The 20,863-nt window shown below is 50.6% G+C and carries 10 protein-coding genes; 7 read left to right on the top strand and 3 right to left on the bottom strand.

What is annotated here, in order from left to right:
- Positions 1-67: 67 nt before the first annotated feature.
- Entirely contained in the window at positions 68-853 is a 786-nt protein-coding gene (locus AC6I7T_RS07130; RefSeq protein ID WP_497792649.1) for a DeoR/GlpR family DNA-binding transcription regulator, read from the bottom strand.
- Positions 854-1,059: 206 nt separating this feature from the next.
- On the opposite strand from AC6I7T_RS07130, the gene AC6I7T_RS07125 reads away from it, so the two are divergent.
- Together AC6I7T_RS07125 and AC6I7T_RS07120 are read left to right on the top strand one after the other, a co-directional pair.
- Positions 1,060-2,196 carry an SIS domain-containing protein gene (locus AC6I7T_RS07125; protein WP_497792648.1) on the top strand — a complete coding sequence of 379 codons (1,137 nt, stop codon included), beginning with the start codon at positions 1,060-1,062 and terminating at the stop codon, positions 2,194-2,196.
- Positions 2,197-2,376: 180 nt separating this feature from the next.
- Complete coding sequence (locus AC6I7T_RS07120) at positions 2,377-3,309, top strand: N-acetylglucosamine kinase (RefSeq protein WP_497792647.1); 933 nt, start codon at positions 2,377-2,379, stop codon at positions 3,307-3,309.
- A gap of 294 nt (positions 3,310-3,603) precedes the next feature.
- Here the strand turns inward: AC6I7T_RS07120 and AC6I7T_RS07115 are convergent, their stop codons facing one another.
- A complete protein-coding gene (locus AC6I7T_RS07115; RefSeq protein ID WP_497792646.1) occupies positions 3,604-7,152 on the bottom strand; it encodes a TonB-dependent receptor in 3,549 nt (1,182 codons plus the stop codon).
- Positions 7,153-8,827: 1,675 nt separating this feature from the next.
- On the opposite strand from AC6I7T_RS07115, the gene AC6I7T_RS07110 reads away from it, so the two are divergent.
- The 5 genes from AC6I7T_RS07110 (at position 8,828) to AC6I7T_RS07090 (ending at position 19,659) form a co-directional block, all read left to right on the top strand.
- Complete coding sequence (locus AC6I7T_RS07110) at positions 8,828-12,295, top strand: carboxypeptidase-like regulatory domain-containing protein (RefSeq protein WP_497792645.1); 3,468 nt, start codon at positions 8,828-8,830, stop codon at positions 12,293-12,295.
- Positions 12,296-12,470: 175 nt separating this feature from the next.
- A complete protein-coding gene (locus AC6I7T_RS07105) occupies positions 12,471-13,829 on the top strand; it encodes an alpha-L-fucosidase (protein WP_497792644.1) in 1,359 nt (452 codons plus the stop codon).
- Between the two features lie 8 nt (positions 13,830-13,837).
- On the top strand, positions 13,838-16,471 hold the full coding sequence (locus AC6I7T_RS07100) for a beta-mannosidase (RefSeq protein WP_497792643.1): 2,634 nt from the start codon (positions 13,838-13,840) through the stop codon (positions 16,469-16,471).
- Positions 16,472-17,095: 624 nt separating this feature from the next.
- Positions 17,096-18,151, top strand: coding sequence for a LacI family DNA-binding transcriptional regulator (locus AC6I7T_RS07095; RefSeq protein ID WP_497792642.1), 1,056 nt, complete (start codon positions 17,096-17,098; stop codon positions 18,149-18,151).
- 8 nt (positions 18,152-18,159) lie between these two features.
- Positions 18,160-19,659 carry a sialate O-acetylesterase gene (locus AC6I7T_RS07090; RefSeq protein WP_497792640.1) on the top strand — a complete coding sequence of 500 codons (1,500 nt, stop codon included), beginning with the start codon at positions 18,160-18,162 and terminating at the stop codon, positions 19,657-19,659.
- 440 nt (positions 19,660-20,099) lie between these two features.
- Here AC6I7T_RS07090 and AC6I7T_RS07085 read toward each other — a convergent pair whose 3' ends face one another.
- Complete coding sequence (locus tag AC6I7T_RS07085) at positions 20,100-20,837, bottom strand: heme-binding domain-containing protein (RefSeq protein WP_497792639.1); 738 nt, start codon at positions 20,835-20,837, stop codon at positions 20,100-20,102.
- Between the last annotated feature and the right edge of the window lie 26 nt (positions 20,838-20,863).

Raw genomic sequence — 20,863 nt, 5'->3', positions numbered from 1 at the left:
ATTGACAGCTCCGGCAGCAAGATGACATGAAAACGAGAATTGCGGAATGGCACAAGGCATAGAAGGTCTAAACTCGGATGACCTGAATGCCACGGTCCTTAAATTCTTTGATTGTTCGGTCCGTAGCGCCTGTGTCGGTGACCAGAATATCGACGTCACTGATTGGACAAATAAGCGATGCGCTAACATGGCCCACCTTGCTTGAGTCTGCTACGACAATAACTTGCTTCGCCTGGCGCAGCATGGCCCGGAAGGTGAGAGCTTCATCTGATTCGAGTGTTGTCGCTCCACGTTCCACATCGACGCCGACCACGCCGAGAAAGACCTTGTCCAGATAGACATCATTCAGAAAGTTAATGGCAGCTTGTCCCGAAAGGGAGAAGGACCAGGCCCAGGGAACCACGCCACCTGTCAGATAGGTTTTGATTCCTGGCTGATTGCACAGCTCCATCCCTATATTGATGGCGTTTGTGATGATCTTTAAATTGCTACGATGCCGAATGCTGCGGCCGACCTGGGTAGTCGTAGTTCCGGCCGTCAACCCAATCGTCTCGTTTTCCTTAATTAGTTCAGCAGCAGCCAAGCCGATTCTGCGCTTTTCCGGTGCGTACCGTTGTTCCCTGGCCTGGAAGGAGCTGTCGTAACGAAATGGCTCGTAAAGGAGAGGCTCGACCAACATGGCGCCGCCATGGGTGCGTTTGACCAAGCCACGACGTTCGAGTCCGGTGAGATCCCGGCGAATACTTGGGGCCGAGCTGCCGACTGCTGCAATGAGCTCTTCGACGGAGGCACTCCCGTTACGAAGTAGCACCTTCATTATCTTTTCTGCGCGATCTGCCGTTTTGGTGGACATGTCTTAAATATCTGTTGAATACAAATGTTAAATGGCCACGGACTTCAATGCAGCACCATCGAACAAGCCATGTCGCCTAGCAACTGATAATTCGCGATTTTACATGAAAATGAACAAGCTTTTGATCTTTTTCAAAAAATATGATCAAAATCGGGGCGGTACGCTTTAAAATAAACGAACAACTCCTGATTAGGATCCAAAGGATCATGAGCAATTCGAAAGAGCAAGTCCGGAATTTTCCTCACGCAATGCTTAGGGAGATCTATGAACAGCCTCAAGCTATTGCGGACACCCTCTCGCGTTATATAAGAGACGGCGCACTCGATAAAGAAGTATTTGCCACTGCTCGCGAGATTCTGAGGAATCACGACGAGATTCTCATTACCGCGAGTGGATCCAGCCGACACGCTGGTTTGGCGGGCGAAATCATGATTGAAGATATGAGCGGCATCGCAGTCGATGTTGAATATGCCAGCGAATATACTTATCGTTCGACTCATACACTTCGTCACCCGGCCGTTATCGTTATCTCGCAGTCGGGAGAAACAGCCGATACTCTTTCCGCTCTTCGCACTGCGCAGCAGCGTAAGCATCCGACGATTTCGATTACCAACCATCATCACTCCAGCATGGCTCGCGAGGCAGGCACCTCTTTGCCAACCGCAGCAGGCGAGGAGAAGGCCGTTCCCGCGACCAAGAGTTTTACCACTCAGTTATTGGTTGTTTATCTGCTTTCTCTTTTGGCCGCTCAAGAGCGGGGTGTTCTTTCTCCTGAAAGCATTCGTTTCAAGATTGAGAAAGCCAACCAGCTACCGGAGCTTTTGGCTTCTCAGTTGGAGACCTGGGAGAAAGAGGTTGAAGCCATTGCCGACCAGTATCGTACGGCTGCGACCTTCTTATATCTGGGCCGAGGCATTCACTATGCTGTCGCTCGTGAAGGAGCACTCAAGCTGAAGGAATCCTCCTATATGCATGCTGAGGGCTATCCTTCGGGCGAGTTGAAGCATGGTCCGAATGCATTGGTCAGCCCGAGTGTTCCTTTAATTATGTTGGCCACGGTAGATCAGTCAGATCCCGATTCCGTCATCCGCTATCAGAAGACGGTTCAGCTCCTGGAAGATCTGAAGGTGCAAGGAGCCAAGGTGCTTGCTATTGCCAATACCGGCGATTCCGTGATTCCGAAGTTGGCTACGCACACTCTATTCGTGACTCCGACTGAGGAGCATCTGCTGCCAATTTGCGAGGTAGTGCCGCTACAACTGCTGGCATACTTCATCGCAACCAAGAATGGCGTCGATGTCGACCATCCTCGTAATCTAGTGAAGGCAGTTGTAACAGAGTAGCTTTGTGCCGGAGCACTTCACTCCAAACGGAGAGGAAAGAATTAAAGTTGCGCGTGATTATTCTGCCAAGAATGATCACGCTGCACACACTCCGTTGAGATGAAGGGCTTATCAAGGCGTTCCGGTAGAGCGGAATGCCGAGCCCAGAATGCTCGGATCAAGATTCTTTAGGAAAGTAATATGCGATATTTTCTGGCGCTCGATGCGGGTGGTACTAAAACTACATGTATCCTCGCTGACGAAGAACGTGAGTTAGCAAGGGTTCAGGACGGTACGATCAAGACATTGCGTGCTAATTCTGAATTGGCTCGCCGCAATCTGGAGTCCCTCCTCGGCAAGATTTCTCAAGAATCGGGCATAGACCTCAAGTCAGTTACTCGCACCTGTATCGGTACCTCTGGAGCGTCGGTTCCTTATGTAGTCCAGTGGCTGCGGGACAACCTCGGATCCCGTGTCGGTGGCGAGATTGAAATATGCGGTGACGAAGTCATTGCTCTGGATGCCGCTTTCCACGGTGGTCCTGGCGTCCTTGTTATCGCTGGCACAGGCTCCAATGTTGTTGGCCGCTCTTATTGCGGCAAGCTGACCGGGGCGGGTGGAACCGGACCTGCACTCGCCGATGAAGGATCGGGGCTCTGGATCGGACATCAATCTCTGCGTCAGGCCTTCCGTGCCCGGGATGAGCGTCGGCCTTGCTGCCTGATCGACGACGTTCTCAAGTTTTGGAAGCTGGACAGTATCGAAGATCTGATCGGGAAAGCGAACGCAGCTGTAGCTCCGGACTTCTCGACCTTGACTCCTCTGGTTGTGGCAGCAGCCGAGAGGGGCGATCTGGTGGCACGGGACGTCTTACAATGTGGTGGCGTGGAGCTGGCTCGGCTTGTTCTGTTGGTGATCGACCACTTGCGTGAGATAGATGGTCCAACCAGTAAAACTGTTCCAGCTGTCGCCTTTATCGGAAGTGTCTTACAAAACGTTCCTCGTGTGCGCACAGCCATGGTTACGGCTATAGCTGAGCGATATCCAGACGTTCATGTTTTTCCGGAAGCAGTAGATGCGGCTCTGGGAGCTCTCTGGCGTGCGCGCCAATACGTCCATGTGCACCAAGTCTAATGTTTACCTCTCACCAGAGGGGATTTTCAGGGTAGGACAGGATTCTATCTTGAAATAAAGCAAACCATAACGAAAGAGACTGTTTTCTTTCAGGCAGGATTCTTTTCAAAGGCTCCAGCGAGGAAAAGAGATCTTTGTTCCTCTCTTCTTATCTGTCTCCTGCGAAAAGAACTTCTTTTGTTACCTATTCGGTTTTTGCTCATCCCCGGTGTTGCCATTTATGAACGGCATGTCAGAAGAGAAGGCCCGCTCTTGCGAGACGGGCCTTTTCGTTAGTTGCTGGAAATTCAGTTACTAGAAGTGGTATTTGGCCGAAAGCTGTATCTGGCGTGGACCAGAGCGAACCGGTGTTGTCTGACCCTGAATATCGCCGAAGCTGGAAGAGGCGATATTACCAACGGGATTGCCTAGATAAGCACTGTTGAAGACATTATCGGCGTCGGCACGGAAGTTAATCTGATGCTCATGCCAGATGGTGAAGTCCTTCGTAACGGAAGCTCCATAACTCTGGAAGCTCGGCGCCCGTTCCGACGTGGGGCGGGCGGTGCCAAAGGTTCCATTCGCCGGTTGACCATAGGCACAGACACCGTTATCGACACCTGGTGTCGTGCAGGGAGTAGCCGAGGGATCGGTTCCAAACCAATGGCTACTGGAGCGGTTCACAATTCTTAGCTTCCGATAGTGATTGGCGCGCTGCGAATTGCCGTTTGTGAAAGAGTTGTTGTTTGAGGTGTTGATGTTGACCGGAAAGCCAGTGTAAGCGACACCGGTCATGCCTATGTTCCATCCCCCGAAGATCTCATCGAAGACACGAGGCATGTTGGCGCCGAGCATACGACCACGACCAAAGGGAAGATCATAGACTAAATTGAAGTTGAGTCCGTGACGTACGTCCTGGCCCGTGGCACCATACTCCGCGTGCATGTTATAGACATTCTCGGCATAGGCGCTGCTTACCGTGACGCTGGGTACGCCGTAAAATCCCACACTATTGGTCATAGCATGGCTCCAAGTGTAATTTGCGGTGTATTGAAGACCATGCCATGTGCGCTGTCGGAAGCTGGCCTGCATGGCGTTGTAGTTCATCATGGCGTTGGAGTCCGTGTAGCGGACAACCCCGTTGTATCCCACACCCGGAGTCGTGTAAAACGGCGCCGGGGCAAGGGTGAGACATGCTGGATCTGGGGTTGGTGTTGCAACCTTTTGCACAGCACCCCCGATGATGCAGGGATTGTGGAGCTGGTTCCGTTGATTTGCTGTAACCAGATGTTGTCCTGATTCGCCGACGTATCCAACCTGGACGGAGGCTGTATTGTTGAGTTGATATTCCAACGTCAAGCTGTACATGCCGATGACTTCTGGCTTCAGCTTCTTATTCCACACGTTGTAGACGTTGGACGATGCCGCGCCTGTGCCGAATCCGTTCCTGACATCGAAAAAGCTGCCCACCGTGGAGGATGCGGGTACTGGCTGGATTGCAGTAGCTTGGTAGGTGGTCTGGAAGGGCAGGTTGGTGGTCATACGCAGGTTCGCACCAGTTCCTTCCATGAAGCTTTGCAGACCATACCCTCCGCGCAGAACATACTTTGGAGATAGAGATAGCGCGAAGCCAATACGGGGCATGATGCTGGCGTAATAGGGATCGACGAGTCCGCGGCCGTAACCGGCGGCCTTCGCCTGGGCGGAGCCATCGGTCAGGATGACTGAAGGATTATTAGGATCAATCGTTGACATCTTATGATTGACCTCATAGATCGGTTGATCATACTCATATCGAACGCCGAGATTGAGGGTAAGAGTTGGGAGAATCTTCCAGTCGTCCTGGACAAAGTAAGCATCGCGCCATTGGCGCATACCTACTGGTCCAGCGACACCGCCTTTGCTGATAAAGCCTGCGCGGTTCAACAGGAAATCAGCAGCAGTATATCCATTCGATCTGAGCCCACCTGTAGTAATGGCACCATTCGATGTGCCCGCGCCAAGATAATAAAAGCCACCAAGAGAACCATCGTTACCGGGATAGAAGTTGTTTTGCTGCTGACGCAGGAATTGGACACCGAATTTGAAAGTGTGGCGATTCTTGAGCCAGGTGAAGTTGTCCCCATAAAGGAAGGTGTTGACGGTGTAATTGGTGCCGAGATTTGCGTTGCCCAGGTTGGTGTACTCCGTACCGTTTGAAGCAGTGAAACCCTGAGGGCTGTTGGAGTTGCCGAACCCCAGAACGGAGAATCCTGCAAAGGCTTGGGATACAGGGTTATTTGCTCCGATTCCAAGAATTTTGTCGCCGTTCAATCCGAAGACGCCCGTAGGATCCAACAAGACGGCTCCATTGTTTTGGATACGGGTGTAGCCGGCGCGAAACTCGTTCACCATGGAGGCATTGAAGGTGTGGATCTCATTGATGGCAACCCCTCGTACCGGATAAGTAGGTGCGCTGGCAAAACTGGTTGGTAAAGGATTTACTGTGGTCTGGCCAAAATCTCCATAAGTGAAGCGAACGGAAAGGCTGTCGGTTTCACTAGCTTTCCAATCCACCTTGGCATCCATCTGATCGCCATAATTACGGAGATTTTGTTTGCCCTGATAGTTTGCCGAAGCAGGCGAACCGGCTTGCGGAGCCTGATTGGGTAAAGGATAAATTTCAGGATGTGCCAGAAGATAGGTCGCGGCAGGGCTATTCCCCATCGGGATCTTGTTGTTCGGATAGACAGGATAACCCGGCGAGGTTGCGTCGTAGAGTTGAATTAGCTTGCCATTGCACTGGGCCGTGGTATCTGCGCTGAGGCACATGATGCCCGGCTGAAGTAGCTCTGAAAAGTCTCCTTGACGCTGCTTCGCCGTTAGCACGGACGCTGTAGCTGGGCCGGCTTGGTGGAAACGACCACCCTGATAGTCGACAAAAAAGAACAATCTGTCGTGAAAGATTGGCCCACCGAAGGTACCACCAAAGATGTTACGTGTGAACGAGTTCTTCGCAGTAGGGTTGGTAGGGCGATGTTTGTTGACCCATGTATTTGCGTTGAGGTTGTAGTTGGTGAGGTAATAGTACGCACTTCCGTGCCAGTTGTTGGTGCCGCTCTTCGTTTGATAAAGGATGTCGCCGCCGAGGACGTTGCCATATTCCGCGGGAGCATTCGCAGAGATGACCTGAATCTGCCCGATGGCATCAACGCTGGGGTTGTAGCCGGCCTGGTCGTCGAGGGTTTGATTCATATTCATACCGTCGAGCAGGTACTGGTTCGTTTGCTGACGGTTGCCGTTGACCGAGACGGACTGGCCGGAGTTGGTGCTGAGTGGTCCGGAAACGGCGGCATTACCCACGAAACCATTTGGATTAGTGCTGACGGCGCCGGGGAGAAACATTGTTAGAGCGATGACGTTACGTCCCACCAGTGGCGCGTTATCAATTGCGCGTGCGTCGAGAGTGGTGGCCAAGGTAGGGCTCTCACTGTTGATCAGAGGCGCAACTTCAGAATTAACAGCGACGTTATTTATCTCAGTCCCCACCAATAGCTTTACATCAATCTTGGCGCTCTGGCCGGTTTCAAGCACGAAGGGCCCGAGTGTTGACTTTGCGAAGCCCTGAGCCGTGACAATGACTTTGTAATTGCCAATCTGCAGAAAGCGGATATTGTAGATGCCGTCACTATTGGTTGTAGTCGACGTTGTGATGCCTGTATCGACATTGGTTGCCACTACATTTGCGTTGGCAACGACAGCTCCCGATGGATCGGTCACGGTTCCATTCACATTGCCCGTAATTGTCTGAGCCTCTAAGATAGCGCTGCAACAGAGCAGCAGCGCCATGAAGATGGTCTGAATCAACCTTATCGGTTGTGCCATTGTGATCGCCTCCTAAATTTTGTAAACCAAGTAAAGCCTGGTAAAACGAAACAGTCCCGGGTACGTGGTTAGTACATCGAATACGAAGAGCCATCTAGGGTGAGGACAGCTCGGGGATACCGCATGGATGTAGCTCAGAGGAATACGATTGCGCCACATCATAGCGCGCAATGGCCGAAGACGCTATAAAAAAGATGCTATAGAGCGGTAGAGTACCTCTCGCTCAGGCGCAAGCCGAAGCGCAAAAGCTTTGGCATCATTCTGTTAAAGAAAAGCTGCACTCTGTCCACCGTCTGGGAGCGTATCCCTACGCGAGAGGCTTTCTCGGTAACCTAATCCGTTGCTGAAGGTAACTTACCTTGTTTCTCTAGTGGGCATTGTCATAACCTATTCAGACTCAAAGCAGACCTAAGCTGCTGAAGCGCCAGACATGCGGCACTGTGCCCGGCGGTGGGTCAGACTGGTCAAAGTTTTGTGTATGCTCCCCAAAATTCTCTGGGCATCTGAATCGGCCTTCATTACCGGGTCAGCTTAATTACGCAATACCTGTTACAAATCTGACCCTCATTCCTTTGGGCCGCGTTGGTTGACCGGTCGGCACTGGTTCAGATCGTTACGACGGTATTCCTGCTGCGTTATGTCAGCCGGATTGGCAGTTCCTCGTGAACAATCGATGTGTACCTGCTATAGAGCGGTTATATCAACTGCCTCGTGAAATCTCTGGAGATCTCTCCATCTGGTGAATAAGGTGAGAATTGGACGTCTTACCTGAGCAGCAATTTCCCCGTCTTTGATTTTGCCTGGAGTGTAAGTCGAATTTCGTGTCGATCTTTTTAGCGCATCAACGCCTTCAATGATGGAAAACTCATCGCAGTCTCTTATCTTGATTTTGTCGTCTGATGATTTCGATACCATCTTCAGAATAAAATCCAGCGAGCGCGACTTCTCTCATTTAGGAAGGCCAGGTTTTCCTCATAAATCCAATTTTGGATGGTTCATATTGTGAAAATTTCCTGAGCTGAGATTCAAGTACATGATACCGATATCAAAATTTGAATTGGTCCTACCACCTTGCGCCGGGATAGAGAAACATCTGCGCTCTTGGAATCAGGCTGTCTCGATCTCTTCCTCCGATTTGTACTGGTTCCATGGGGCAGGGAGAGGTGGAGAAAGAAGATCTGTGAACCCATACTGGAGTGATTGTTTGGCTGCAATCCGATCATTATTGCTATTGCCCTTCCTTCCAGATCGAGAATCGGTTTCCGTTAGAAATCAAGCTGCCCGATTCTCGGACTTCACTCTTGAATTACTCTCGCTGGTAAGACCACTCTTCTGGAACACAGTCAGGTAAATCGTTTTTCGCAATAATTTCCTACTGGAATCCATAATTGTATTTATTGGGAAATACAATTTTCAGAAGAAAAGTGCCCTCAAGTTTTGATCCAGACAGATGGATAAAAATTTTTTCAAATGTGGGATTGCCAAATCGATGAAGTTGGCGTTAACTTCTCTCTCAATCAATCATTTGTTCATTTGAACTGATATCAGTCAGTTCCTTTGAGTAGATGGCTCCACGATCTCCGTTAGGAGAAGACGTTCCACCACGGCGATCGTGCATTGAGGCAGTCAGGCCAGGAACGTCGAATTTCGAACATTTTTTTCTTAGGGGAGAGCTATGCGCATCAAGAAGGCGAAACTTAGTCGTCTCTGTTCGTTGTTGCTATTGTTGCTTGCGTTTAGTTGTACAGCAGCTTGGACTCAAACCATCACGGGTAATATCAGCGGTACGGTGACAGATCCTTCCGGTTCTGCCATTGTGAACGCCGCAATCACAGCAACAAATGTGACCAATGGTTTCGAGTTCAATACAACGACAAACCAATCGGGAAATTACAATCTTCGATTTTTACCGATTGGACGTTACAAGGTTTTGATTGCAGCTACTGGATTCGGTAAGCAAGAGTACGGTCCCTTCGCTCTCGAGATCGGTCAAGAAGCAAAGGTCGACGTAGTCCTTAAAGTGAGCTCCGATACGACCACTGTCGAAGTTAAGTCTGACTTCGTTCCTCTGCTAAATACTACTGACACGACGATTGCTACAACCTTAACGGCAAATGCAATTGATAACGTGCCCTTGAATGGGCGCAACTTCTCAAGTTTGACAATCTTTCTTCCTGGATCGGTCACCACAAAGCCCAGCGGATTTACCGGTAACAACGGCACCGAGCGTGATACCAATCAGGAAGGGCAAACATCCGTCAACGGAAACCGCAATCAGACAAACAACTACTATCTCGATGGTATTGAGATCAATGAAACCATCAACAACGTGATCGGCTACAATCCAAGTCCGGACGCAATAGGAGAAATGAAGGTCATTTCGGCGAATGCTCCGGCCGAATATGGGAACGTTAATGGTGGAGATCTGATCGCCGTAACAAAGTCAGGATCCAATCAATGGCATGGAAGCGGTTTTGGCTTCCTGGAAAACTACAAGCTGGATGCAAATAGCTGGGGGAATAAGCACCATTCGGCAGATGCCATTGTTCCGAAAACGCACTATACCCAGAAAACCTTCGGTGCGACGATCGGTGGTCCGATCATTAAGGATAAGTTGTTCTTCTTCGCTGACTACGAAGGCTTCCGCCTGCCGAAAGCCGGTACTGAGACAAAGAGTGTTGCAACCGCGAAGATGCGTTCAGGCGACTTTTCGGAGTTGCTGACATTAAAAACTCCGATTCAGCTGTATAACAACTCAAACAACGCGACAACTGGACCTGTAGCTTATGCAAATAATAAGGTTCCCGTTGTAAACCCGGTAGCAACCTATCTTTTCTCGCATCCTGAGGTTTACCCACTACCCAATACCACGCCAAACGCAGGTACTGTGATCTACAACAACTACACGGGAAGCACGAAGCAATTTGTCCGGAACGACCAAGGTGATATCCGTATCGATTGGAAGCCGACACAAAAGGATACTTTTACTGCTCGTTGGTTGCAGGGTGAAGCTGCCGATGGAACCACGAAATCGGCTCTCATGATCACCTTTCCATCGACATCTTCCTATCCAACAAAAGGTCTAGCACTGAACCAAGTACACGTGTTCTCTCCGTCGTTGGTTAATGAGTTTCGGGGCGGTTTTACCCGCGTTCGCTGGGTTCAGGGTTCGCCTACAGACTATACGGGAGCTTTTGGACTAAAGGGGAATTCCGTTCTTGGAATCTCAGCAGTACAACCCTTCCCGGGCTTTGCTGCAATTAACTTTGATTGCAACAACCTCGCGGGTTGCGATAGCAATGATAAGCCTTCAAACCTAGGTAACGATGCAGGTGGCACACAAATTACCGACAACACATTCCAATACGGAGACAACCTCACTTGGCTGAAGGGAAACCACCAATTCAAGATGGGTGTTGAGCTTACTCGCTACCAGCAGAACAACTATTACCCGGGTAACTTCGGCGCGAACGGTATATTCGATTATTTTCCGAGTTACACAATGAATGTAAAAGCAACGGGAACGCAATCTCCTGCTGGCTATGTGTTGGCGGATTTTGCCCTCGATGCTGCGGGCTCTATCGGACAAGGTGGTCTTGACTCAAATGGAAAGGTAACCGGCGGTAATGGCCAGCGTCAGTGGCGCAATGGCTATTTTTTCCAGGATGATTGGAAGTTCCGTCCAAACTTAACCTTCAACATTGGTCTGCGGTATGAGTATGACCAGCCCATCTATGAGGTAAACGACAAGCAGTCGAATATAGATTTCGCAACCAAGACAATCATTTACGCAGGGAAGAATGGACACAGCCGGGCTCTCTATGATGCCACCTATTCCAACATCATGCCCCGTGTCGGTTTCAATTATCAGGCTACAAATAAACTCGTAGTACGTGGTGGATTTGGAATTACTTCTTATCTGGAAGGCACTGGTGCCAACCTTCGTTTGACTTATAACCCGCCATCCTGGAATGAGGTAAGTGGTACCAGCGTGATTCCTACTGCCACGACACCAGGAACCTTCTTTACCGTTGAAAAGGGCTTTTCTTCGGGAAGCTCTCCCAGCCTAGCCGGCAGTACTTATCGCGCATGGTACAGGGTAAAGCCATCGGTGATTAACGAATGGAACTTCGCAATGGAATATGCGTTAACTAACACGGCTAATGTGACTGCAGCGTATGTCGGTGAACTCGGTCAGCATTTAGTTCAGGCTGTCGCGTACAATCAGCTAACTAAGCCGTGCGTGGTAAACGGATCCTATACGAAAGATCCTACCTCTGCAGAATGTGCAGCGGTAGATCCTGCCCCCTTCTACAATATTGTTGGACAAAATGGTGCTATCGTCGGCACGACTAGCGAAGGCGTTATGAAGTACAACGCATTACAGGTCAGTCTTCGTCAGCGTGCCATTCGTGGTCTGGAATACACTGTAAACTACACTTGGAGCCGTTCATTAACCAATAGCACTGGTTTCTTTGGAGTCGCCAACATCAACGGTCCCAGCCCTTATGCTCAGAATGCCTATGACAATCATTCTGAATATGGGCCTTCGGGTATGGATGTTCATCACAGCCTCAATGGCAACTTGGTATATGAGCTTCCCTTTGGACGCGGACGTCAGTTCGGTGGCAAATGGAATCCAGTTGTAAATCAGATCGCCGGAGGCTGGAGAATCGCTATGACCGGCGTGACCTATGCCGGCTTTCCTGTGACAGTCAATGGTACGGATAACTCGAGGACAAATGCCCGAGCCTCCCGTCCCAATCACTATCGCAAGCTGCATGTCGTGAACCGTTCGGTCGATCATTGGTTTGGAACCGATCCATCGGCTACAGGATGTACTGGCATGGGGGATGATAATACGGTTTGTGCTTATGGGAATACAGCTTATGGAACCTTTGGCAATGCACGGCCTGGAACGGAGCGGGCTCCAGGATTTCAACAGTATGATTTCTCAACCTATAAGGACATCAGCGTTTGGCGGGAGCAGAAGTTAACCTTCCGCGCTGACTTCTTTAACGCATTCAATATCTCAAGTTATGGAAATCCCGATAACGGTTACGGAAATAAAAGCTTCGGTCAGATCACAGATGTGCGCTCAGTACCGCGTCAGATCCAGTTCTCGGCCAAGTTCAGCTTCTAGTCCAATAAACCTTTAACCTCTGCCGGATTTCGATAGTTTCGAAATCCGGCAGTTTTGCATCTTTCTCAATAAACGTTGTCAATTTTTCTTGTACGAGCCGATATTCTGCGTAGTTCTTGTACGTCCAGCCTTTATGATTTCAGTAGTCCTTTTTAACAATTGCGGAGAATAGTCGATGAAGTTTGCATCTCTTAAGCGCGCATTCGTATTGGGATCCGCGCTTGGTCTGGCTGCCAATGGTTTAGCTTTGGCCCAGAATTTTTCAGATATCAAGCCTTCGCCTCAACAGGTGCAGTGGCAGGATCTGGAATTCGGAGTCATCATTCATTTCAGCACGAATACCTTTCTGGATCGCGAATGGGGAGATGGAACGGCAGATCCTAAGGTCTTTAATCCCACGCAACTGAATACTGACCAGTGGATGCAAGCTATCAAAGCCTCCGGTGCGAAGTACGTAGTCTTTGTTTCAAAGCATCATGATGGATTCTGCCTCTGGCCGACGGAGCAGACCAAGTACAGCATCAAGGAAAGCCCGTGGGAAAACGGCAAGGGCGATCTTGTCCGCATGGTTTCGGAATCCGCCCGGAAGTATGGACTGAAGTTCGGCGTCTATCTGTCCCCATGGGACCGGCACGAACCGCGCTATAAGGATTCAGCTGAGTATGACAAGTACTACCTGTCGGAACTGGATGAACTGGCACAGAACTATGGCGAGTTGACTGAGTTCTGGCTGGACGGAGCAGGGAGCGCCGGGCACGTCTACAACTTTTCGAAGATCATTGAAGATCTGAGAACATACCAGCCCAATGCCATGGTCTTCGCCGATACAGCTTTGTTTGAATATGGCGACCTCCGCTGGGTCGGAAATGAAGCTGGCGCAATTACTTTTGAGAATTGGAATGTAGTTGACCGTCATGGTTATCTGCGGTGGCGCCCGGTTGAGGTGGACACTCCGCTTCGTAAGCTTCATTGGTTCTGGCATCCGAATGACGAAGCTTCCTTGAAATCTCTCGACGAGCTGCTTGAAACCTATGAGAAGTCTGTGGGCCGTGGTGGCCAGTTGATGCTGGGTCTGGCTCCCGATCGCAGAGGACTTCTTCCTGAATCCGATGTGGCACGTTTGAAAGAACTCGGAGAAGCCATTCAGAAGCGTTATGCAAACAATCTTATGAAGCAGCGTCATACGGTTGCAGCTTCAGAGATGGAAAATGCAGTAGATGGTGATCGGGATACATTCTGGTCGTCACCTGCCGGATCTCATCACGCAACGCTTGAGGTCAATTTCGCCAAGCCTGTTACCTTTAATCGTTCATTGACGATGGAATGGCTCAATGATGGCCAGCATGTGCAGAAGTATGCGATTGAAGCTTGGGACGGAACACATTGGAAATCCGTTGCACAGGGCTATGCAATCGGTCATGAAAAGATCGACGATTTCGCTCCGGTGACAGCATCGCGTGTACGCCTGAATATCCTTTCCAGTTCAAATGAAGTTCACATCCGTGAGTTTCAACTCTTCCAGATAGAAAAATAGGAGAACGAATGCCGTCGATAAGATCTGAGAGAAACGGCGGGAGGAAGCTTTTAGGCTTCCTCCTTTTTGCGCTTGCAGTACCTGCTTTGGGGCACGCTTCGGAACTTGCTTCTACTGAGATAAAGTCCGGATGGATGGTGCGGGGCATTCAGGTGGCGGATCATCCTGAGGTCGATAAGTGGATTCCGGCAACGGTTCCCGGAGTTGTTCAGACCGATCTTCATCACGCAGGGATCATTCCCGATCCATTTGTCAGCGATAACGAGAAGCGGATTCAGTGGATTGGCCGTTCCGATTGGGAATATCAAACGGAGCTTCCGGTTACGGCTGCTACGCTTCAGCACAAGCATGTTCAACTAGCCTTCGATGGACTGAATACCTTTGCCGATGTCTATCTCAACGAAAAGTTAGTGTTGCATGCGGATAACATGTTTCGGCGTTGGACTGTGGATGCAAAGGGCGGCCTCAAACCTGGGAAGAATCTGCTTCGAGTAGTTTTCCACTCTCCCTTTGCCGTAATGACTCCTATCGTGGAGAAGTTACCGTATATCCTTCCCGGTACTGGCTATGAGCCCTACGATAGAGAAAAACATATCTTCCCAATCAGTCATTACATGCGCACGGCTCCTTATCAATATGGATGGGATTGGGGCCCGGCACTTATTACGGAAGGTATTTGGCGCGGTGTCAAGCTAGAGACCTGGGACGATGCTCGCATTGACAACTTCTTCGTCGATCAGCAGTCTGTCCAAAAATCTTCAGCAACACTTCTTGTGCAAGCGGATGTAGATGCCGCTTCGGCAATGTCTGCCAGTGCGGTATTAAAGTATGCGGGACCAGAGGGGCAGCAGAAGACTGTGAAGATCGACAACCTTCATCTGGATGCCGGTTCGAATAAAGTGCAGATCCCTCTGCAAATACTTTCTCCCAGTCTCTGGTATCCCTCGGGCTATGGGGCTCAGAATCGCTATACCTTTTCGTTGGAGATTCTCAACGGGCAGACGCGGATTGCGCATTCCGAAGTGAAAGCAGGATTGCGCTCGGTAGAACTCCGGCGGAAGAACGATCAATGGGGAAAGAGCTTCGAGTTTGTTGTTAACGGCATCCCTGTGTTTATCAAAGGTGCGAACGTTGTGCCCTTCGATAGCTTTCCTTCCGCAGTAACTGAGGCGAGACATCGGAAGTTCCTTGAATCCGCACGGGACGCAAACATGAATATGTTGCGCGCCTGGGGTGGTGCCTACTATGAATCCGACGATTTCTACGAGATCTGCGATGAGTTAGGTCTCATGGTTTGGCAGGACTTCATGTTCGGCGGCGCCATGGTTCCCGGAGATACTGCCTTTCAAGAGAATGTCCGGCAGGAAGCAATTGAACAAGTGCGTCGTCTTCGCACGCATCCGAGCGTTGTCTTCTGGTGTGGCAATAACGAGGTGGAAACAGCCTGGGATTCCTGGGGAGATCGCCTGCAGTTCAAGAAGAGCGTAACTCCGGATCAAAGAGAGCGGGTTTGGCAGGACTATGTCGTACTGTTCCGAGACATCCTGAAGGGCGTGGTAGCGGAATACGGTAATCATGCACCTTATTGGCCAAGCTCTCCTGGCGCGGATTTCGAAACCAAGGCTGGCAGTAACGATAACGGCGATGTCCATTTCTGGTCCGTATGGAGCGGTTCTGCTCCCATAACGGATTACGTGAAACAGACACCTCGCTTTATGTCGGAGTATGGCTTCCAGGCCATGCCGGATATGCGGACGATACGCTACTTCGCCGGTCCGGATACAGGTAACTTCGATTCTGCGGCAATGAAGGATCATCAGCGGTTTATTAACGGCAACGATCGCATCCGGAAGTACATGTCGCAGGAATATCGAGAGCCTAAGGATTTCGATTCCTTTGTGTATCTGAGCCAGGTTATGCAGGCGGAGGCGATCAAGCTCGCTGCAGAGCACTTGAGAACTTTACGCCCGCAGGCTATGGGATCGATCTATTGGCAGTTGAACGATTGCTGGCCGGCAATCTCCTGGGCGAGCATAGACTACTTCGGGCGCTGGAAAGCACTGAACTACTATGCGCAGCGCTTTTATGCTCCTCTTGTGGTCGTGCCTGTAGAGGTGAATGGTCAGGTGCAGGTATATGTTGTCTCCGACCGTCAGACACCACAGCAGGGAACTCTTTCCTTGACGGCTATGGACTTCAAGGGAAACATCCTATCTCGTAAGTCCGAAGCGAAGGAAGTTCTACCTCTCTCCAGCACCAGTTCTTTAGCTGGGAGTATCTCCGAGCTTTTGAAGGGTGCTGATGCCAAGAACGTAGTCCTTGTGGCGGAGTTTGAGGGGAAGGATGGAACCGTATCCCGGAATCTTTTGTTCTTGGGGAAGATGAAAGATATCAATCTGCCCCATCCATCGATTCAGCATGAGATCGTCAAAAGCGAGAAAGGATACAGAATCAACCTGCGAACCGATGTTCTGGCAAAAGATGTAGCTCTGTCTTTTGGAGACCTGGATATCAAGCTATCGGACAACTACTTCGATCTTCTTCCCGGGAAAGAGTATACGGTTCGAATTGATTCTGCCGAAAGTCTGGAGAGTCTGAAGAAGGCGCTTCATTTGACGACGATGGCGGATTCTGCCAATTAGGGCTGTTATTCCGCTCTAGAGAAAATATGGGGAGCTATAGGCCTATTCTTGGTTCTTAGGAACCTGGATGCCGAGCACCTCTACAGATACTTAGGAGTGAACGGAAGAAAGGAATAGGCCCAAGGGGCCGTTACCAAATGTCAGCCCAGTCCGGCAGGACTGGGGCGGTAGATGACAACATATCCGAGCGCCAGCGGCGCGGCACCTGATCTCGAACCTATCGAGTGAGTGTCGCGCCTCCAGCGCTCGAAATTGTTTTATCTCTACCCAGTCCTGACGGACTGGGCTAATTTTTAGCAGATTGGCCCTCCAGGCCAATCAGATTTCCTCTCTCTGCTATGAGGTTTGTCTCAGCGGCATCGCTTAATAAGGCTCAACATCCAGGATCAATATTTAGTAAACGAGTTTCCGTCCTGATCGGTATCCGGGCAAAGCTAAATTTTGAAGTATCCAATAAGCTCTCAACTTTCCTTGCCAACTCCATCACTAGGATGTACAACCTTTATGAGATCGATATCATAAAGTGAAATGGTGTTTTCGTGCCCTTCTGGTCTGAGTGACGACCAGTGTCGGCCGTAGATTTAAGAGGCAACGGCGTTGATCTGTTGATCTAGAGATGAAGCAATGAGCCAAAAGCCGACAATGAGTGATGTGGCACGGTTGGCAGGTGTAGGTACAATGACCGTGTCGCGGGTGTTAACCGGTTCTGCAAATGTTTCTCCTGACACTGCAGAGCGTGTACGCAATGCGATTCACAAGCTGAATTACCGCCCGAATGAAATGGCTCGTGCTCTACGAGTCATGAAGAGCAAAAGCATCGGTGTAATTGTTCCTTATCTGTACGATCCCTTCTTCTCAACCTGTGCACATGCCGTAAGCGTAGTTGCTAAAGAGCATGGATATCTGGTGGTTCTGACCACATCGGACGAGGATGCGGCAGCAGAGCAGGAAGAGGCTCAGCACATGATTCAACGTCATGTGGATGGTCTTATCGTAATTCCGGCCCATGACGGTCAATCGAGCCTGAATGGCACTGAGTTTCACAGCACCCCTATCGTTGCAGTAGATCGCCCCGTCAAGAATCCGCATTTCGATTCGGTCCTTGTTCAAAATGAGGCTGGCGCGAAGCTCATCGTCGAACATCTTATTGAGGCGCACAAGCACAGGCGCATTTTGTGTGTCGGGCTGGATAGCGCTCTTTACACGTTCAATGCCCGTTATGAAGGTTATCGTCAGGCGATGATTGCGCATCGACTGGCTCCGGAGCCGATGCTTACCTGCCGAACGCAGGAAGCCGCTCAGGGGATTATCCGCTCGGTTCTGAAGGAGAGTCCTCGTCCTACTGCGTTCTTTACTGCAAACAACCTGACGACCCGATATATGCTTGCGGCCCTCCTTGAAAACAAAGTCAAGATTCCTGGAGACGTGGCCCTGGTGGGGTTCGACGATATCGAGTTAGGAGATGTGCTGCAGCCCAAGCTGACCGTAATTCGTCAGCCTGCTTATGAACTGGGCAGAGTTGCTGCGGAGATGCTCTTTGAACGCCTTCAATCCGATTCGATTCCCGATAAAGGGAGGAACAAGGTCCTTCCCGTAGAACTTGTTATCCGCCGTTCCTGTGGTTGCGGAGCGGTAGCTACCAAGCAGCAGCAAAAACAACCACCGCTTAAACGGAGATAAGAGTTACCATGTTTTCTCGTTTTGTGCGATTGCTCGTTTGCGCACTCTCAGGTGCTTGCCTTACTCCTGCCGTCTTCGCTGAAGTGTCATTGCCAAAGCTTTTTACCGATCACATGGTGGTCCAGCGCGATCTTCCCATTCATGTTTGGGGAAGAGCGAAGGAGGGAGAGCCTGTTTCGGTTACCTTCCGTGGAGAGACGAAGAGTACAGTCACAGATGCTCTCGGCCGCTGGGGGCTTTACTTATCACCAGCTGAAGCCGGTGGTCCGTATACGCTCTCTGTAAAAGGTGCAAACACCATTAGCTTTCAGGATGTTCTGGTCGGAGACGTGTGGGTAGCTTCGGGGCAGTCGAACATGGAATTTCCCATGTGGAAGGTTGCTGACAGTACAAAGGAAATCGCTGCTGCAAATCATTCTTCAATCCGGCTGCTTCGCGTAGAGAAGAAGTCTTCCGATTACGCCCTTTCCGATGTGAACGCCGCTCCGTGGAGTGAATGTACTCCGGAGTCGGTTAAAGACTTTTCTGCCGTCGCGTATTTCTTTGCCAGGGAGATTCAGCAACGTGAGCATGTCCCTGTAGGAGTGATTGAGAGTTCCTGGGGCGGAACTCCAGCCGAAGCGTGGACCAGTCTTGCGGCGCTTGGCTCCGACGCATCTTTGATGCCGGTCTTTTCTGCATATTCTCAGATGACCGACCGCGAAGAGGTGAATCGTCTGGAGGTCAAGGAGGAGCAGCGGCAGATCGAAGAAGCGAAAGCTGCAGGACGTCCCGCGCCAAAGTTTGCCTGGCGTCCTCCCGTGGAATCCTGGAAGCCCGGAGCTCTTTATAACGGAATGATTGCTCCTCTTGTGCCATACCCGATACGTGGTGTCATCTGGTACCAGGGAGAAAGCAATAGTGTTCTCAATCGCGCTCCGTTATACGGACGAGTCTTTCAAGCAATGATCAAAGATTGGAGAAACCGTTGGGCTGAAGGCGATTTCCCCTTCCTCTTTGTACAGATTGCCAACTTCACTTCTACACCTGCGGAAGACTGGCCCACGATTCGTGAAGCGCAGAAAGATACCCTGGCTCTCCGCAATACGGCGATGGCTGTAACTATCGATATTGGTAATCCGGATGACGTGCATCCGACGAATAAGCAGGACGTCGGTATGCGCCTCGCCTTAGCCGCGAGAGCACTCACTTATCACGAGAAGATCGAATATTCGGGTCCGCTCTATCGTTCGTCATTCCGCGATGGAAACGGCGTTCGTCTCTGGTTCGATCATGTCGGAAGCGGCTTAATGGCAAAGGGTGGTTCGCTGACCGGTTTTGAGATTGCTGGTCCAGATGGCAAGTACGTGCCTGCTACTGCACAGATCGAGGGAGATACACTCCTGGTTTCCAGTCTGGGGGTGAAAGATCCTCGTGCCGTTCGCTACGGCTGGGCAAATAGTCCGCAATGCAATCTCTATAACAAGGACGGCTTGCCAGCTTCGCCGTTCCGAACGAGTAACTTCTAAAATAGACGACCATCCACACCTTGCCCCAGCGAGGCGAATCGACAATAGCCCAGCGCGGAGTCCGTTTTGCGGACGGGAGCGCTGGGTTAGCTAACCACGAAAATTCCGCCGCCCCGTATGGTGGCGGCATGAAATCCTCCACAAATCTTAAATAAGAAGATTAGGATTCGTCCCGCCCCTGCCGGGGCGGGTGAATTAAATTGGGATAATAACCCAGTGTTCCGCTATGCTTCACACTGGGCTATTGTTGTGCGCTCCCTCCGGGAGGCTATTGTTTCGTCACTGCTAAGGGACGCTGTAACAATTCAAACTATATTGGTAAATCTTCAGCCTTACATCATTGGTGGGTAATCGATAGCGCTACATCCCGGGACGAATACCTTGACATCTTTGAGGGAATGCCTGGGAATGCCTTGTGTGTAACGTCTGCAAATTCCCCCTTAATGCAGCGATTTTAGAAAGGCGATCAAGTCAGATCGTTCTTGCGGTTTGGGAACCGAGAATCCCATAGCACTGCCGGGCAGCATCGATTGACTATCTTCAAGCCATCTTTCCAGGTTGGCATCGGACCAGGTAATTCCTGAGTCCCTGAGTTCTGGCGTGTAGTGAAAGCGGGATACTGAGCCTGCTCGTCTTCCGTAAACGCCACGCAACCGAGGTCCCTCACGGTTGGAATCGGTTGCATGACAACCGCTACACCGCCTGTTAAAGAGGCTACGTCCGCGATCTGCATCTCCTACTCCGGCAAATTTCCCCTTGGGGATTTCTGCCGGAATAAGTTTCCCTAGCGCCTCACGATCAGCTGGTTCCAGATGAGACTTCCAATGAACCAACAGATAGGGAAGAGGCGGCATCGTCTTCCTCCTTATCTGCTGCACAATCTCCTGCTCAAGGACCTGCTGCTGATCGGCAGACAGTTCATTCCATCGCGATAGATTCAGGTGTTTGCGAGCTTCCACCACATCATGTTCAATCAGCCATGACATAGGTGCCACTCTAGAATAGATCGGCCAGAGTGTTGCATACGAGTGACAGTCTGCGCATTTGGAGACGAGCACATGCCGTGAAACATCCGGCATAGATGTTGCCTGCAACAGAGCTGCGCGTGGCTCCGCCAAACTGCGTTGCGGGTCGCCAAAGGGATGTAGACGCGCAAGAGCAAGCGAAGCAACGATCATACAGAGGGCTCCTCCCATTAGTTTCG

The organism is Humiphilus diazotrophicus (assembly GCF_059726315.1).
The sequence above is the reverse complement of the archived record's forward strand: the minus strand, read 5'-3'. Positions and strand labels throughout refer to the sequence as shown.

Bases quoted from the DNA above. Each gene is read 5' to 3' on its own strand.
- AC6I7T_RS07130 (WP_497792649.1), bottom strand. From the start codon at position 853: ATGTCCACCAAAACGGCAGATCGCGCAGAAAAGATAATGAAGGTGCTA.
- AC6I7T_RS07125 (WP_497792648.1), top strand. From the start codon at position 1,060: ATGAGCAATTCGAAAGAGCAAGTCCGGAATTTTCCTCACGCAATGCTT.
- AC6I7T_RS07120 (WP_497792647.1), top strand. From the start codon at position 2,377: ATGCGATATTTTCTGGCGCTCGATGCGGGTGGTACTAAAACTACATGT.
- AC6I7T_RS07115 (WP_497792646.1), bottom strand. From the start codon at position 7,152: ATGGCACAACCGATAAGGTTGATTCAGACCATCTTCATGGCGCTGCTG.
- AC6I7T_RS07110 (WP_497792645.1), top strand. From the start codon at position 8,828: ATGCGCATCAAGAAGGCGAAACTTAGTCGTCTCTGTTCGTTGTTGCTA.
- AC6I7T_RS07105 (WP_497792644.1), top strand. From the start codon at position 12,471: ATGAAGTTTGCATCTCTTAAGCGCGCATTCGTATTGGGATCCGCGCTT.
- AC6I7T_RS07100 (WP_497792643.1), top strand. From the start codon at position 13,838: ATGCCGTCGATAAGATCTGAGAGAAACGGCGGGAGGAAGCTTTTAGGC.
- AC6I7T_RS07095 (WP_497792642.1), top strand. From the start codon at position 17,096: ATGAGCCAAAAGCCGACAATGAGTGATGTGGCACGGTTGGCAGGTGTA.
- AC6I7T_RS07090 (WP_497792640.1), top strand. From the start codon at position 18,160: ATGTTTTCTCGTTTTGTGCGATTGCTCGTTTGCGCACTCTCAGGTGCT.
- AC6I7T_RS07085 (WP_497792639.1), bottom strand. From the start codon at position 20,837: ATGATCGTTGCTTCGCTTGCTCTTGCGCGTCTACATCCCTTTGGCGAC.